1 protein-coding gene and 1 pseudogene are annotated in these 17,635 nt (G+C 69.6%); both read right to left on the bottom strand.

Annotated features, from left to right (window positions below):
* Positions 1 to 13: 13 nt before the first annotated feature.
* Positions 14 to 8,059 carry a non-ribosomal peptide synthetase gene (locus tag K5658_RS21695; protein ID WP_221067140.1) on the bottom strand — a complete coding sequence of 2,682 codons (8,046 nt, stop codon included), beginning with the start codon at positions 8,057 to 8,059 and terminating at the stop codon, positions 14 to 16.
* Positions 8,060 to 8,139: 80 nt separating this feature from the next.
* Positions 8,140 to 17,631, bottom strand: a pseudogene (locus K5658_RS21690) (amino acid adenylation domain-containing protein); the annotation flags it as partial.
* Between the last annotated feature and the right edge of the window lie 4 nt (positions 17,632 to 17,635).

Here is a 17,635-nt window from a genome sequence, read left to right as displayed (position 1 = left end):
GGGGCTATATAGCTTAGGGATGCTCTTGGGCCAGCAAAGTCGCCAGCGCTTCCGGGGTGAGTTGGCTCAATTCGGCCAGGGCGTCGGCCAAGGCGTGGTCCGGGTCGGGGCGCAGGTGGTCGATTTCCCGCGCCAGGGTGGCCAATTCCGAATGATCGAAGACTTGGCGTACCGACAAATCCACGCCCAGCGCCTGTTTGATCTGGCCCGCCAGCCGCATCGCCAGTAGCGAATGCCCGCCCAGGTCGAAGAAATCGTCGGCCCGCCCCACCCGTTCCAGCCCCAGGAGGTCCTGCCAGAGCGCCGCCAGCCGCCGCTCGGTGTCGGTGCGGGGGGCCAGGTATTCGCGCCCGGTCCATTCCGGGTCCGGGAGGGCTTTGCGGTCCAGCTTGCCGTTGGGGGTTTTCGGCAGCCGGTCCAGCGCCACGATGCGGGAGGGCACCATGGCCTCGGGCAGTTCGCGCCGCAGCGCCCCGGCCAGGGGCTCGACCGCAAGCCCCTCGCCTGCGGCATAGGCCACGAGGCGCGGTCCGCCGGGGGCGTCGGCCAGCAGGGCGACGGCTTCGGCAACGCCCGGCTGGGCCAGCAGGCGGGCTTCGATCTCGCCCAGTTCGATGCGGACGCCGCGCAGCTTGACCTGGTGGTCCAGGCGGCCCAGGTATTCGATGGCCCCGTCGGCGCGGCGGCGGGCGCGGTCGCCGGTGCGGTAGAGGCGCGTCCCCGGCCCGGCGGGGTCCGGGACGAAGCGTTCCGCCGTGAGTCCGGGCCTGCCGTGGTAGCCACGCGCCAGCCCGGCCCCGCCGATGTAGAGTTCCCCGGCCACGCCCACCGGCACCGGGTTGAGGTCGGCGTCGAGGATGTGGAGGGCGAGGTTGGCGATGGGATGGCCGATGGGCACGGACGCGCCGTCGGCGGGGCGGCAGGTCCAATGGGTCACGTCGATGGCGGCCTCGGTGGGGCCGTACAGGTTGTGGAGGTCCACGCCGGGGAAGCGCTGGAAAGCGCGGTCCCGGAGTTCCGCCGGGAGGGCCTCGCCGCTGCACACGATCCGCCTGAGGCCGGGATAGGGCTGGTCGTCGGCGTGGGCGACGAATTCGGCCAGCATGGACGGCACGAAATGCAGGGTGGTGACCCGGTGGTCGCGGATCAACCCGGCCAGCCGGGCGGGGTCGCGGTGGGCGCCGGGCGGGGCGATGGCGAGCCTGGCCCCGGCCAGCAGCGGCCAGAAGAACTCCCAGACCGACACGTCGAAGCCGCACGGGGTCTTGTGCAGCACGGTGTCGTCCGGCCCCAGGCGGTAGGCCTCCTGCATCCAGTCCAGCCGGTTGCGGAGGGCGGCGTGGGTGTTGCCCGCGCCCTTGGGCCGTCCGGTGGAACCGGAGGTGTAGATGGCGTAGGCCAATTGCCCGGGATGGACGCGCACCTCGGGGGCGGTGTCCGGCTCGGCGGAAAGGTCCAGCGCGTCCAGGTCCAAAACCCGTAGGGTGGGCATGTACTCATGCCTATCCTCGCCGCCAAGGACGGCACCGAAGCCATCCCCCGCCGCCAGCACGATCCCCACGCCGGAATCCGCCAGCATGTAGGCCAGCCGTTCCGCCGGGTAGTCCAGGTCCAGCGGCACATAGGCCGCGCCCGCCTTGAGGACCGCCAGCAGGGCCACCACCAGTTCCGGGCGGCGCTCCAGCGCCACCCCGACCAGGGCGTCCGGCCCCACCCCCAGCCGGACCAGCCGGTGGGCCAGCCGGTTGGCGCGGCGTTCCAATCCGCCGTAGCTCACCACCTCCGAACCCCACAGCAGGGCCGGGGCTTCGGGCCGGGCCTCGGCCCGGCGGCGGATGCGCTCGTGGACGGGCGCGGGGTCCGGGTAGCGCCGGGCCGTGGCGTTCCAGGCCGCCAGCCGCGCCCGCTCGGCGGCGTCCAGCAAGCCGATCCCGCCCAAGGGACGCTCAGGATGGGTGGCCAGTTCGACCAGCAGCCGCTCGAAATGCCGGGAAATACGACCGACCCCGGCGGCGTCGAAATGCGCCGGATCGTACCCGAAAGCCAATCCCAGGCTGTCACCGAGCGTGATGTTCAAGGTCAAGGGGTAGTGGGTGGTATCGATATGGATGGGGACGCCGAAGCGCAAGCGCCCGCCGCCTTCGCGCAAGGCTTGGTCCACGGGGTAGTTCTCGAACACCAGCAAGGTATCGAACAAGGCTTGCCCGGAACCGGGCCGCGCCCCCAAACCGTGCCAACGCTGGATTTCGTGCAGCGGCAAGTATTCATGTTCGCGCAGGGCCAGGTTGTCGGCTTGCAGTGCCCGCAGCCAATCTCCCGCCGCCTGCCCGGAACGCGGGGTTTGCACCAGGGGCAGGGTATTGATGAACAAGCCCAGCATCCGCTCCGCGTCCGGCAGTTCGGCGGGACGACCCGCCACGGTGACGCCGAAAGCCACCGTGGCCTGTCCGGTATAGCGCCACAGCAGCAGCGTCCAAGCGGCCTGGACCAGGGTATTCAAAGTGACGCGCTGGCTTTCGGCACCACGGCGCAGGAGGGCGGTGGTGGTGGCCTCCAACGGCAGGCGCAGGTGTTCCACCCCGGCAGCGGGCGCGACCGGCGCGGGCAAAGCCCCGGCCAGCCGGGTCGGTTCCTCCAAGCAGGCCAGCCGGGCGCGCCAGAAGCGTTCTCCCGCCGCGGCGTCCTTTTGTTCTAGCCAAGCGATGTAGTCGCGGAATGGCGGAGGAGGCGGCCCGAGGCTTGGGGCTTGGGGCTTTGGGGAACCGGAACCTTCGGCCTCCAGCCCCGCATACCGCCCGATCACCTCGCCCAGCAGCAACGAAGTACTCCAACCGTCCAGCAGCAGATGATGGCTGGTCCAAATCAGGTGGTGGCGGTCCTGGTCCAAGCGGACCAACACCAAGCGCAGCAAGGGCGGATTCGCCAGATCGAAGCCCCGCGCATGTTCGGCGGCGCGGAGTCCCGCGAGGCGCTCGGGCGTGGCCGTTCCGCGCCAATCGAGGATTTGGAGCGGCAATTCCACCTGGAAATGGACCGCCTGCAACGGCGTTTCCGCCCCGCGCCACAGGAAACCGCTACGCAGGATGGGGTGGCGTAGCACGGCTGCCCGCCACGCCGCGGCGAAACGTTCCGGCTCCAGCCCTTCGATATCCACCGCCAGTTGGTTGACGTAGGTCTGCTGCTCCGGCGCGTACAGCGCATGGAACAACAAACCCTGCTGCATGGGCGAGAGCGGATAGAGGTCTTCCACCCGGCCCAGCGGAAGGGGCAGGGCGTCGAGCCGGTCCTGGTCGAGCCGGGCCAGCGGGAAATCGGCGGGCGTCGCGCCCTGGGCACCGCCCAGGCAATGCTCGATCAGGTCCAGCAATTCGCGCCGATACTTCTCCGCCAGCACGGCGAGGGTGGTGGCCCGGTAATGGGCGCGGCTGTAGCGCCAACGCAGTTCCAACTCGCCGCCGTAGATCTGGCCGTTGATTTCCAGCAAGGACGGCAGTGGCGCGGCGGGGTCGTGGTCGTCGCCCGCGCTTTCCCGCGCCGGGAAGAACCAGCTTTCGTCCTCGCGCAATTGGCCGAAATAATTGAACGACACCAAGGGACGCGGCCCGGCGCGGAGTTTTTCCTGGATTTCCGGCGCGGCCAGATATCTCAGGAGGCCATAGCCCTGCCCGCCGCCGGGCACTTGCCGGAGTTGTTCCTTGATGGCTTGGATGGCACGGCCCGGCTCGGCGGCGGGCCGCAGCCGCACCGGATAGGCGGCGGTATACCAGCCCACGCTATGGCTCAGGTCCAAATCCCCGGAACGATCCTCCCGGCCATGGCTTTCCAATTCCACCAACAGGTCCGGCTGGCCGCTCCAACGGCATAGGGTCCGCGCCAGGGCGGTCAACAATAGGTCGTCGATGCGGGCGCGGTAGGCCAGCGGGGCGGCTTGCGTGAGCCTCTGGGTGTCCCCGCGGTCCAGGCGCAAACGGTAGGTTTCGGCCTCGGCGAAACAGCCCCGCGGGCCGGGATAATCCTGGGGCAGGTACGGCGTCGATCCGGCCAGTTGGGCCGCCCAATAGGGCAATTCGGCCAGCCGGGCGGGACTCGCGGCCTCGTCGCGCAGGTGTTCGGCCCAGGTTTTGAAGGCTGGGGATTCGGGGCTTGGGGCTTGAGGTTGGCGTCCGTAGGAACCGCCTGCTTGCTCCGGCTTACGGCCTGAAGCTTCCAGGCCCGTTCGCAGGTCTTCCAGCAGGATGCGCCAGGATACCCCGTCCACCACCAAATGATGCGCCACCAGCAAGAGCCGGTAACTGCCATCGGCCACGGCGATATGGACCGCCCGCAGCAAGGGGCCGGCTTGGAGGTCCAGGCTGCGCTGGGCTTCCTGGGCGATGCGCTCGATCTCTTGGGCATCGGCGGCTTCCCGCAGCCACATTAATTCCGATGGGGAGGCTTCGGCATAGCGCTGAACCCATGCGCCGCCTTCTTCCCGATAGCGCAGCCTCAGCGCGTCGTGATGCCCGACCAGATGACGCAAGGCGGTTGCCAGCGCGTCCAAATCCAAGGCCCGCCGGGTTTCCAGCAGCAGCGACAGGTTCCAGTGCTGGCGGTTGGGTATCTCCTCCTCGAAGAATGCCGCCTGGATCGGGGTCAAGGGCACCACGCCCTGGGCCGCGTTGGCGCTCGGTTCGCCCAAAGGGCGCGGGTCCAGCGTGCCCGCATGGGCCGCGAGCGCCGCCACGGTCTGGTGCAGGAATACATCCTTGGGCGCGATGGCCCAACCCGCTTGCCGCGCCCGGCTCACCACCCGTAGCGATACGATGGAATCGCCACCCAATTCGAAGAAGTTGTCATCCAGCCCCACCCGTTCCAGGCCCAGCACGTCGCGCCAGATCGCGGCCAGGGCTTGTTCGGCCGCGGTGGCGGGGGCGCGGAATGTTCCGTCCTGGCCGGACCATTCCGGATCGGGCAGGGCTTTCCGGTCCAGCTTGCCGCTGGGCAGCCGCGGCAGGCGGTCCAGCCGCAGGATTTGGGCCGGGATCATGTATTCGGGCAGGCCGCTGCGTAGATGCTCCTTGAGTTCATCCGCTCCGGCCCCGGCCACGACATAGGCCAGCAGGCGCTTGGCCGATCCTTCGCCATGGACCACGGCCACGGCTTCCACCACCGCCGGATGGGCCAACAAGCCCGCCTCGATTTCGCCGAGTTCGATCCGGTAGCCGCGCAGCTTGATTTGGTGATCGGCGCGGCCCAGGTATTCCACCGAGCCATCGGCCAGCAGACGGGCGCGGTCGCCGGTACGGTAGAGCCGGAGGCTTGCGGAACCTCCTGCCCCTTCTTCCCCGAACCCCAAGCCTCCGGCCTCCACGAAGGGATTCGGCACGAAGCGCTCCGCCGTGAGTCCGGGCCGTCCCCAATAGCCCCGCGCCAGCCCGGTGCCGCCGATATAGAGTTCGCCCGCCACCCCCACCGGCAAGGGGTTGAGGTCGGCGTCCAGCACATAGGCGCTGCGTTCGCCCACCGGGGTGCCGATGGGGGCGTAGGCGGTCGGGCAAGGGGTCTCGGGTCCGGCGGTCCATACCAAGGGGGTGATGACGGTTTCGGTCGGGCCGTAGCCGTTGACGATGGGGGCGGCACCCACCGCCCGGCGGATCAAGTCCAGGGTTTCCCTGGGCACCGCCTCGCCACCCACCGAACACGCCCTGAGCGGCAGGGTCTTGCCGCGCTCCACCGCCCACCGCGCCACTTCGGCCAGATAGGCGGGCGGCATCTCGAACCAAGTCACACCTTGTTCCACCAGGGCGGTATACGCCTGTTCCGCGCTCCAGAGTTCCGGGCCGCGCACCACGAGGCAAGCGCCCGCGATCAGCGGCACGATCCATTGCTCCACCGCCGCGTCGAAGCCGAGGGTGGCGAAATGCAGGGCGCGGTCGTCCGGGGTCATGCCATAGCGTTCGGCGATGGCTTGGCAATGGATGGACAAAGGGCCATGCGCCACCGCCACCGCCTTGGGTTTGCCGGTGGAGCCGGAGGTGTAGATGAGATAGGCCAGTTGTTCCGGGTGAATCCGTAGGGTGGGCCTGTCCCCAGGCCCACCATTCGCGGATGTCTCGGCGGGCATGGAATACATGCCTGCCCTACCCGCTTCAAGCTCCAATACCACCACGCCCGGCGGCAGCGCCAATCCCGGCCTTACGGTGGCATCGGCCACCAGCAAGCGGACGCCCGCGTCTTCCAGCAAGGCCCGCGAGCGTTCCGGCGGGGATTCCGGGTCCAGCGGCAGATAGGCCGCGCCGGATTTGAGGATGCCCAGCAGGACGACGACCATCTCCGCCGAACGCCGCACAGCCAGGGCCACCGGGGTTTCCGGTCCCGCGCCCAGGCGGATCAGATCCTGGGCCAAGTGGTCGGCGCGGGCGTCGAGTTCGCCATAGCCCAGGCACAGGTCGCCATAGACCAGGGCCGGGGCGGTGGGCCGCGCTTCGGCTTGGCGGCGGATCAACTCATGCACCGGGGTCGGTGCGTGCCTGCGTTCCCAAGCGTTCCAGGCCCAAAGTTGCGCCGACTCGGCCGCGGTCAGCAGCGGCAGTTCCGCCAAGGGCTGGTCGGGCCGCGCCACCCAGGCCCGCAGCAGGTGGAGGAAATGCCCGCGCATCCGCTCGATGGTCGAAGCCTCGAACAGATCGGCGGCATAGGTGAACACCCCGCCGATATTACCCGCCGCGTCCTCCTCGGTATCCAGGCTGAGATCGAATTGCGCCGCGCCGTGATCGAGTTCGACCGGCTCGACCCGCCAGCCGGTGCGTTGCCCCAGGGCGGCGAAATCGCGCCGCTGATGGTTGTACAACACTTGGAACAAAGGATTGCGCCCCAGGCCGCGCTCGGGCCGCAGGGCTTCCACCAAGCGCTCGAACGGCACATCGGCATGGCGCTGGGCATCCAGGGTGGCGGCCTTGACCCGCGCCAACAAGGTGCGGAACCCGGTACGTCCGTCCACTTCGGCGCGGAACACCAGGGTATTGACGCAATAGCCGATCACGGTTTCGGTTTCCGGCCTATCGCGGGTGGCCACGGCCACGCCCACCCGTGGCCCGGTCTGCCCGGTGTAGCGGTAGAGCAAGGCTTGGAATCCCGCCAAAAGGGCCATGAACAAGGTCGCGCCCTCGCGCCGGGCCAGTTCCGCCAGCCCCGCGCCGAGTTCGCGGTCCAGGCGGAACGCCACCCGTCCGCCCCGGTCGCTGGGCACCGCCGGGCGGGGTCGGTCCAGCGGCAGTTCCAGGGCCGGCTCCCCGGCGTCCAGCCGCGCCGTCCAATAGACCAATTGCCGATCCAGTTCGCCCGCGTCCAGCCAAGCGCTTTGCCAAGCGGCGTAATCGGCATAGCGGACCGGTGGTTCCGGCAGGCGGGCGGCGCGGTGTTCGAGCCCGGCGGCGTAGAGTTCGGCGAATTCCTCCAACAGCCGGTTCAAGGACCAACCATCGGCGATGAGATGGTGCAGTGTCAGCCACAATTCGTGGTCTTGCTCGGCGCGGCGGACCAGGGCCACCCGCCACAGCGGGCCGTGTTCCAGGTCGAAGGGCTGGCGGGCATGGTCGGTTGGGGAAAGCTCCGTTGTGGAAAAATCCAGATAGCGGATATCCACCGGGCGCGGTGCCTGGATGTGCTGGAACGGCTGGCCGTCCACGGCCTGGAAACAGGTCCGCAGCGCGCTATGGCGCACGGCCAGCGCGTCGAAAGCCCGGCCCACGGCGGCGGCATCCAACGGACCCCGGAGCCGCAATCCCCCGGCGATGTGATAAGCGGCGCTGTCGGGGTCCAACTGGGCCAGGAACCACAAGCCTTGCTGGACCGGCGAGAGCGGTGCCGGAGCGTCCCCGGCCAAGCCCATGGGAATGGGCAACCGGGAAAAATCGATGCCGCGCCCGGCCAGCCGTTCCAGGAACACGCGGCGGCGCTCGGGCGGCAAGGCCACGAAGCGGCGGACCAAACCCGCGGCCTGTTCGGGATCGGTGCCGGCTGGGTGTTGCGCCGCCGCCTCCCGGCGGTGCGCGGCTTCGGCGCGTTGGGCGTGGTTCATGGCAGGGTCTCCAGTTCTTCCAAGAGATCGTTCATGGCCGCGAAGCTGTCCGCGTCCAGGGTGGGCGGGCGGGCCCCGTCCACGCGCTGGCCGAAACCCGCGAGGTCCGGGGCCTCGAACACGGCGGCCAAGGGCAGGGCGACGCCCAACTCGGCACGGACGCGGGATAGCATCCGCACCGCCAGCAGCGAATGCCCGCCCAGGTCGAAGAAATCGTCGGCCCGCCCCACCCGTTCCAGCCCCAGGAGGTCCTGCCAGAGCGCCGCCAGGCGCCGCTCGGTGTCGGTGCGGGGGGCCAGGTATTCGCGCCCGGCCCATTCCGGGTCCGGCAGGGCTTTGCGGTCCAGCTTGCCGTTGGGGGTTTTCGGCAGCCGGTCCAGCGCCACGATGCGGGAGGGCACCATGGCCTCGGGCAGTTCGCGCCGCAGCGCCCCGGCCAGGGGCTCGACCGCAAGCCCCTCGCCTGCGGCATAGGCCACGAGGCGCGGTCCGCCGGGGGCGTCGGCCAGCAGGGCGACGGCTTCGGCAACGCCCGGCTGGGCCAGCAGGCGGGCTTCGATCTCGCCCAGTTCGATGCGGACGCCGCGCAGCTTGACCTGGTGGTCCAGGCGGCCCAGGTATTCGATGGCCCCGTCGGCGCGGCGGCGGGCGCGGTCGCCGGTGCGGTAGAGGCGGAGGCCGGAGGGAGACGGACCCGAGGCGGATTCGGATTCCCCCCCGAACCCCGGCATCGGGACGAAGCGTTCGGCCGTGAGTCCGGGCCTGCCGTGGTAGCCGCGCGCCAGCCCGGCCCCGCCGATGTAGAGTTCCCCGGCCACGCCCACCGGCACCGGGTTGAGGTCGGCGTCGAGGATGTGGAGGGCGAGGTTGGCGATGGGATGGCCGATGGGCACGGACGCGCCGTCGGCGGGGCGGCAGGTCCAATGGGTCACGTCGATGGCGGCCTCGGTGGGGCCGTACAGGTTGTGGAGGTCCACGCCGGGGAAGCGCTGGAAAGCGCGGTCCCGGAGTTCCGCCGGGAGGGCCTCGCCGCTGCACACGATCCGCCTGAGGCCGGGATAGGGCTGGTCGTCGGCGTGGGCGACGAATTCGGCCAGCATGGACGGCACGAAATGCAGGGTGGTGACCCGGTGGTCGCGGATCAACCCGGCCAGCCGGGCGGGGTCGCGGTGGGCGCCGGGCGGGGCGATGGCGAGCCTGGCCCCGGCCAGCAGCGGCCAGAAGAACTCCCAGACCGACACGTCGAAGCCGCACGGGGTCTTGTGCAGCACGGTGTCGTCCGGCCCCAGGCGGTAGGCCTCCTGCATCCAGTCCAGCCGGTTGCGGAGGGCGGCGTGGGTGTTGCCCGCGCCCTTGGGCCGTCCGGTGGAACCGGAGGTGTAGATGGCGTAGGCCAATTGCCCGGGATGGACGCGCACCTCGGGGGCGGTGTCCGGCTCGGCGGAAAGGTCCAGCGCGTCCAGGTCCAAAATCCGTAGCCCGCCGTCGCTGCCAAGGGCAGCGATGGACGCCCCGCCCCCGGCCAGCACGATCCCCACGCCGGAATCCGCCAGCATGTAGGCCAGCCGTTCCGCCGGGTAGTCCAGGTCCAGCGGCACATAGGCCGCGCCCGCCTTGAGGACCGCCAGCAGGGCCACCACCAGTTCCGGGCGGCGCTCCAGCGCCACCCCGACCAGGGCGTCCGGCCCCACCCCCAGCCGGACCAGCCGGTGGGCCAGCCGGTTGGCGCGGCGTTCCAATCCGCCGTAGCTCACCACCTCCGAACCCCACAGCAGGGCCGGGGCTTCGGGCCGGGCCTCGGCCCGGCGGCGGATGCGCTCGTGGACGGGCGCGGGGTCCGGGTAGCGCCGGGCCGTGGCGTTCCAGGCCGCCAGCCGCGCCCGCTCGGCGGCGTCCAGCAAGCCGATCCCGCCCAAGGGACGCTCAGGATGGAGGGTCCATGCCGCCAGCAAGCGCAGGAAATGATCGGCCAGCCGGGCGATGGTGTCCGCCTCGAACACCTCGGCGGCATAGGCGAACACGCCGGAAATCGTGCCGGATGCGTCTTCCTCGGTGGCGAGGCTCAAATCGAACTGGGCCGCGAAGGCTTCAAGCTCGATGCGTTCGGCGCGGAGTCCCGGCAGTCGATCCAGGACGGAAAAATCCCGCTTCTGGTGGTTGTACATGACCTGGAACAACGGCGACTGATACAAACCGCGTTCCGGCTTGAGCGCCTCGACCAGCCGCTCGAACGGCAAGCCGGAATGTTCCTGCGCTTCCAGGACGGTGGCTTTGACCTTCGCCAGCAAGGCCGGGAAGCCTTCGCGCCCGTCCACCTCGGCGCACAACACCAGGGTATTGACGAAGAAGCCGACCACGGTTTCGGTTTCCAACCGGTCGCGCTGGGCGACGGGCGCGCCCACCCGGAATTCCCGCTGTCCCGTGTGGCGGTAGAGCAGCGCCTGGAATACCGCCAGCAGCGCCATGAACGGGGTCGCGCCCTCGCGCCGGGCCAGGCTTTTCAGATTTCCGGCCAGTTCCGGCGGCAACTGGAACCTATGCTTGGCCCCGCGCCGTCCGGTGGTGGCGGAACGGGGATGGTCGCAGGGCAGTTCCAGCACCGGATGTTCGTCGCCCAGCCGATCCCTCCAATAGGCCAATTGCCGCTCGCCTTCGCCGCCCGCCAACCATTCGCGTTGGGTTTGGGCGTACCCGGCATAGCGCAGCGTGGGTGGTGGCAAATTCGCCGCGCGTCCTGCCAAGGCGGCGGCGTAGCTCTCGGCCAGTTCTTCCAGCAGTTGGTTCAGCGACCAGCCGTCGGCGATCAAATGATGCAAGACCAGCCACAGTTCATGGGCATCCGCGCCGGTCTTGACCAGGGCCACCCGCCAGGGCGGGGCTTGTTCCAGGTCGAAGGGCGGCGACAGGAAGTCGGCGACCTGGGCGCGGACGGCGGTGCCGGCCCATAGGTCGAACTCCCGCCAAGCCACGGGCCAAGCCGGATGGACCCGCAGGAAGGGCCGACCGTCCTCGGCGTGGAACGTGGTCCTCAGCATCTCGTGGCGTTCCGCCAGGGCGTCGAAGCCCCGGCGCAGGGCGGTCCCGTCCAAGGGGCCCTGTAGGCGCAACCCCCCCGCGATGTGGTAGGCCGTGCTGTCCGGTTCCAACTGCGCCAGGAACCACAGGCGTTCCTGGCCATAGGAGAGGCTTGAGTCCTCAGGCTTGAGGCTTGCGGGAGGAAGCGATGGGTTTTCCTCAAGCCTCCGGCCTCCGGTTTCAAGCTTCTCCAGGCTCGCGGCCAAATCGGCCAGCACCGGATGGTCGAACACCTGCCGGGGTGTCAGGTTCAAGCCTTGTTTGCGGGCGCGGGCGATGACTTGCAGGCTGAGGATGGAATCCCCGCCCAGGTCGAAAAAGTTGTCGGTGACGCCGACCCGCTCTACTTTCAACACCGTTTGCCAGAGATCGGCGAGGCGGCGTTCGATTCCGGTGCGGGGCGGGAGGTGGGCGAGGGGCGGGGCTTCCGGGCTGGGGAGACGCTTGCGGTCGAGCTTGCCGTTGGCGGTGCGGGGAATTTCCGCCAGGGGAATGAGCAGGGCGGGCACCAGATAATCGGGCAGGTTCCGCGCCAATGCCGCCAACAGGGCCGGACCCTCCACGGTTCGGCCCGCTTCCGCCACGACATAGCCCAGGAGCCGCGTCCGTCCGGGGTCGGACGCCGGCAGGTCGGCGACCACCACGGCATCGCGCACGCCGTCCAGCGCCCGCAAGGCGCGGGCGGCTTCCTCCGGTTCCACCCGGTAGCCGCGTATCTTGACCTGGGCATCGGCGCGGCCCAGGAATTCGACCACGCCGTCCCTGAGCAGGGCGCGGTCGCCGGTGCGGTAGAAGCGGAGGCCTGGGACTTGAGACCCGAGGCTTGGGGAAGAAGGCGGATGGCTTTGCTCAAGCCCCCGGCCTCCGGCCTCCAGCCCCAGGCCAACGAAGCGCTCGGCGGTCGCGCCGGGCGATCCGAGATAACCCCGCGCCACGCCGGGACCGCCGATGTAAAGCTCGCCCGGCACGCCTTCCGGCAGCGGGTTCAAATCGCGGTCCAGGATGTGGACCTGGACGCCCGGCAAAGGACGGCCTATCGGCAAGGTGGCGGCGGCGAGCGCCCCGGTTTCCGGTTCGTGGGTCAGCGCCCCGACCGTGGTTTCGGTGGGACCGTAATGGTTGACGATACGGCAGCCCGGTTTCAGCCGCCGCACGGTCTCGACCAGTTCGGAAGGACAGGCTTCCCCGCCCAGGATCAACAGCCGTTCCGGCAGGGCGTCGGCGGGCCGGGCCGCTTGCAACAGGCCGCGCAGCAGGCCGGGCACGATTTTGAGCGCCGCCACCCGTTCCCCGGCCAGGGCGGCGGCGAAACGGTCGGGATCGGCGGCGCAGTCCGGCGGCACGCAATACAAGGTGCGCCCGCCACACAGGGCACCGAACAACACGGTATGGCCCAGGTCGGCGGCGGGGGTGGACACCATCGCCAGCGTGCCTTCCGGCCAAGGTTGGAGCCGGTGCAGGACGCCCTGCACGTAATGGTTCAAAGCACCGTGGCCGACCAGCACGCCCTTGGGTGTGCCGGTGGAACCGGAGGTGTAGATGAGATAGGCCGCTAGGCCGGGTTGGATCGGGGTGGCCAGCGGCGCGGGGCTGAGTTCGGCCAATCCGGGCGCTTCCGGGTCCAGGATTTCCAGGCCGGATTCCCGCAGCCATGCGGGTTGCGCCCGGCCCAGTACGATAGGGGCTCCGGCAGCGGCCAAGAGGGTTTGGAGCCGCGCCGCCGGCAAGCCGGTATCCAGGGGTAGATAAACCCCGCCCGCTTTGAGGATGCCGAGCAGGGCCACGGCCAGCTCCACCGAGCGTTCCAGGTAGACGCCGACACGGGTTTCGGGCCGCACGCCCCGCGCCAACAGGGCGCGGGCCAGCCGGTTGGAAGCGGCGTCCAGTTCGGCGCGGGACAGGCTGCGCCTTCCGTCGCGCACCGCCACCGCTCCGGGATCGAGTTCAACCTGGAACCGCCACGCCGCCAGCACATCGGGGTGGGCCGGGGTCCAGGCTTCCCCCAGCAGCGTGGCGGCCTCGCCGGGCCGGGCCAAGCGGATATTGCCCAGGTGGCGTTCCGGCACCGCGGTCAATTGTTCCAGCAGGAACCGCAAGCGTCCGGCCAGCACCGCCATCGCCCCTGGCTGGAACCGCCGGCGCTGGCCGGAATAGGTCAGGTCCAAGGTCACGCCCCAATGGGCGATCAGGCTCAGGGGATAATTGTTGCGGCCCCGGCCATGGTCCAAACAGCCTTCCGGTGCGTGGCGATCCAGCAGGTCGATCCGCAAGGGGCCGTCCTGGCGCTGCAAAGCCGCGTCCAGGGGGTAGTTCTCGAACACCAGGATGCTCTCGAACAGGGCCGCGCCTTCGACGATGGCGCTGGCCTTTTGGATATCCGCCAAGGACGTGGCTTCATGGCGATGCAGTTCCGCGGCCTGGGCTTGCAGGTCGCGCAGCCAGTCGCCGACGTTGCGGGCCGGGTCGAGCCTCACCCGTAGCGGCAAGGTGTTGATGAACAAGCCCACCCGCTCCTCCATCCCCGGTACGGCGGCGGAGCGCCCGGACACGGTGAGGCCGAACACCACCTCGCCGCTGTCGGCGTGGCGGCCCAACAGCAAGGCGTGGGCGGCTTGCAACAAAGTGCCGGGCGTGACGCCCAAGCCATGGGCGGCGGTACGCAAACGGGCGGTGTCCGCGGCATCCAGCCGGAAAGCGTGCTCTTCATAACCCGTGGCCTCGGTCCCCGGCGCGGCGGGCAACGGCAAGGACGTGGCTTGGTCCCAATCCGCCAGTTGTCCGCGCCAATGGTCCAGGGCGGCGGGCCGGTCTGGATTCAGCAGCCACCGGACGTAATCGGCGCAATCCGGGATCGGTCGCTCGAACACCGGCCCATGGCGGTAAGCCCGCAGGAAATCGCGCAACACCAGCCCCAAACTCCAACCGTCCATGGCGATATGGTGATGGCTCCACAACAGCCAATGGCGGCGCTCCGCCACCCGCAGCAGGTGCAGGCCGAAACCACGCTCCCCGGCGAAATCGAATCCGCGCTCCCGTTCCGCCCCGATCAAGCCCGCCAGCCGTTGCCATTGCTCCGGTTCCGGCAGATCGCGCCAATCCTGCGCCGCCAGTGCCAGCTCCCGCCGCTTGCCGACAATCCATACCGGGCGGTCGTCCCAGCGGTAGGCCGAGCGCAACGCCGGATGGCGGGCGACCACGGCCCGCCACGCAGCGGCGAAGGCGTCGGGGTCCAACGCGCCTTCCAACAGGAACGCCCGCTGATAGAAATAAGGATCGTCCCGGCCCAGTTGCAGGGCGTGAAACAGGATGCCCTGCTGGATCGGCGACAGCGGATAGATATCCTCGATCCCGGCGGGCCGCGGCAGGGCGTCGAGCTGATCCTGGGTCAAACCGGCCAGTGGGAAATCGGCGGGCGCGAGGCCGTGGACGCCGCTGGCGCAATGTTCCAGCACCGCCCGCAATTCCGCGTGGAACCCGTCCATCAAGGCGCGGATCGTGGCTTCCCGGTAGCGCTCCCGGCTGTAGCGCCATTCCAGGCGCAGGCTTCCGGCGTAGACCTGGGCGTTGATTTCCAACTCGTTGGCGAGCGGGGCGTCGGGGTCGCGTTCCAGCCCGATGTCCTCCGGCGCGGGCAGGAACAGCGCTGTTTGCGGATCGAAACTGGCGTCGAACCGGCCCAGATAGTTGAAGGTGACGGCGGGCCGGGGCAAGGCCGCGATCCGGGCGCGGAGATCGTCCGGGGCCAGATGTTTGAGCAGGCCATAGCCTAGCCCCTGGTGCGGAACCTGGCGCAAACGCTCCTTGACGGACCGGATCGACGCGCCCAGGTCGGCGGCGCGGCCCAGCCGCACCGGATGGACGCTGGTGAACCAGCCCACGGTCTGGCCGGGGTCGAGTTCCGGGAACAAGTCCACGCGGCCATGGCCTTCCAATTCCAGCAGGGTCTCGGCCTGGTCGCCATGGCGGCACAGCGCCCGCGCCAGGGCGGCGATCAGCAATTCATGGGCGCGGGTCCGGTAGGCGTGATGGGCCGCCTGCAATAGGGCGTCGGTCGTGGCGGGGTCCAGCCGCGATTCCAGGGTGGCGCGGTGGCGGGCCAGGCCCGGAGCTTCGGGGTGATCGGGGACAAACAGCGGCGGGGCATCGCGCAACTCATTTTCCCAATAGCCGATTTCGGCGCGGAGTTCCGCGCCTTGGGCGTAATCGGCCAAGCGCTTGGCCCAGGCTTGGAAGCTGGGCGCGGGATTCGGGGAGGGTGGCGGCGGGTTTCCGGTCTCAAGCCGGGCGTATTCGGCTTGCAGGTTCTCCAGCAGGATGCGCCAGGACACCGCGTCCACCACCAGATGATGGGCGACCAATAACAGGCGCTCCGAACCATCGGCCAGCCGGAAATACACCGCCCGCAGCAGCGGCCCACGTTCCAAATCCAGGCGGGTCTGGGCTTCCTGGGCGATGCGTTCGATATCCTGGGCATCGGCGGCGGCGCGGACCCAAAGCAGTTCCGTGGCTTCCGGCTCGGCGTAAAACTGAACGGGCCGGGATGGGCCGTCCGCTTCTTCCAAGCCCGCATAGCGCAGCCGCAAGCTGTCGTGTCGGGCGGGAAGGCTGTCGATAGTCTCCCGCAGATGCTCAAGATTCAGGGGCCGCCGTACTTCGAGCAACAAAGCTTGGTTCCAGTGATGGCGGTTCGGAATGGCGAGGGCGAAGAATTCGGCCTGGATCGGGGTGAGCGGCACCTCGCCCGCAACGGGACCGGATTCGGGCGGCACGGCTTCGGCGGATACGACGGCCATCCGCGCCAAGGCTTCAATCGTCTGGCAACGCAGCAAGTCCTTGGGCGCGAATAGCAAACCGGCCTGTCGCGCCCGGCCTGCCACCTGCATCGACAGGATGGAATCCCCGCCCAGTTCGAAGAAGTTATCGGCGACGCCGACCCGTTCCAGCCCCAGGAGGTCTTGCCAGATCGCGGCTAATCGCCGTTCCGCCTCGGTGCGCGGGGCGATGTAGCCCGCCTCTCCGGCGGATTCCGGGACCGGCAGGGCGGCGCGGTCCACTTTCCCATGGCGGGTGCGCGGCAGCGCGTCCAGCCGCACGATGCGGCCCGGAACCAGATATTCCGGCAGATGCCCGGCCAGTTGGGCTTTGAGCCGGTCGGGTTCCGTCCCCGTATCCGCCGCCACATAGGCCGCGAGATAAGGCCGGCCCCGCTCCTCCCGCAGCATCGCCACGGCTTCGCGGACGCCGGGCAAGGCCGAAAGCGCCGCTTCGATCTCGCCCGGTTCGATACGGTAGCCGCGCAGCTTGATTTGTTGATCGACCCGGCCCAGGAATTCCACCGTGCCATCGGGCAGGCGGCGCACCCGGTCGCCGGTGCGGTACAAACGCCCGCCCGCCGTGCCGAAAGGATCGGGGACGAAGCGTTCGGCGCTGGCTCCGGGCCGGTCCAGATAGCCCCGCGCCAAGCACGGCCCGCCGATGTACAACTCGCCCGCCACGCCCACCGGGACCGGGTTGAGGTCGCCGTCCAGCACGTAAGCGGTGCGCTCGCCGAAAATCTGGCCGATAGGCGCGTAGGCCGTCGTGCAAGGCGTGTCCGGGCCCGCCACCCAGGCCAGCGGGGTGACGACGGTTTCGGTGGGACCGTAGCCGTTGATGAGGCGCCCAGGGCGCAAGACCCGGCGGATTTTGTCCACGCTGTCCTGGGGCACGGCTTCGCCGCCCACGGTGCAGATGCGCAAGGACAGGTGCCGGCCCTGGGCTTCCAGGCTGTCGGCCAAGTGCACGAGATGCGGCGTCGGCGGATAGATCACGGTGACGCCATGCCGCGCGATGGCGGCGGCGGTGTCCGCGCCGGTCCAACCGGGCCGGCCCAGGACCAAGCCCGCGCCATGGGTCAGCGGCGCGGCCCATTGCTCCATCGCCGCATCGAAACCGAAGGCGGCGAAATGCAGGGCCACATCATCGCAGCCATAGCCGTACAAGGCTCCCGCCGCCTGGATATGCCGGGCGAACGCGCCATGGGAAACCGCCACGGCCTTGGGTTGGCCGGTGGAGCCGGAGGTATGGATGAGATAGGCCAGTTGCTCGGGATGGATGGATATCCGCGGCGCGGTTTCCGGTTCGTCCGCACCCTCCGCGCCCATCCGTAGGGTGGGCATATCCCCATGCCCACCGCCGTCCCGGTCGATCACCAGGATGCCGACGCCGGCCTCCCGGAGCAATTGGGAACGCCGTCCGGCGGGCGCGTCCGGGTCCAGCGGCAAGAAGGCCGCGCCGGATTTGAGCACGCCCAGCATCGCGACCAACATCTCCGCCGAGCGCGGCAACAACAGCCCGACCCCGCGCTCCGGCCCCGCGCCCAACCGGATCAGCCGCTGTGCCAGCCGGTTGGCGCGGGATTCCAGTTCGCCATAGCCCAAGCGCCGTTCCCCGTCCACCACGGCCAGGGCGGCGGGCCGCGCCTCGGCCTGTTGCCGGAACAACTCGTGTACCGGCACGGGT

Origin of the sequence: Methylomagnum ishizawai, from assembly GCF_019670005.1 — a bacterium.
Taxonomy (GTDB): Bacteria; Pseudomonadota; Gammaproteobacteria; order Methylococcales; family Methylococcaceae; genus Methylomagnum; species Methylomagnum ishizawai.
The sequence above is the reverse complement of the archived record's forward strand: the minus strand, read 5'-3'. Positions and strand labels throughout refer to the sequence as shown.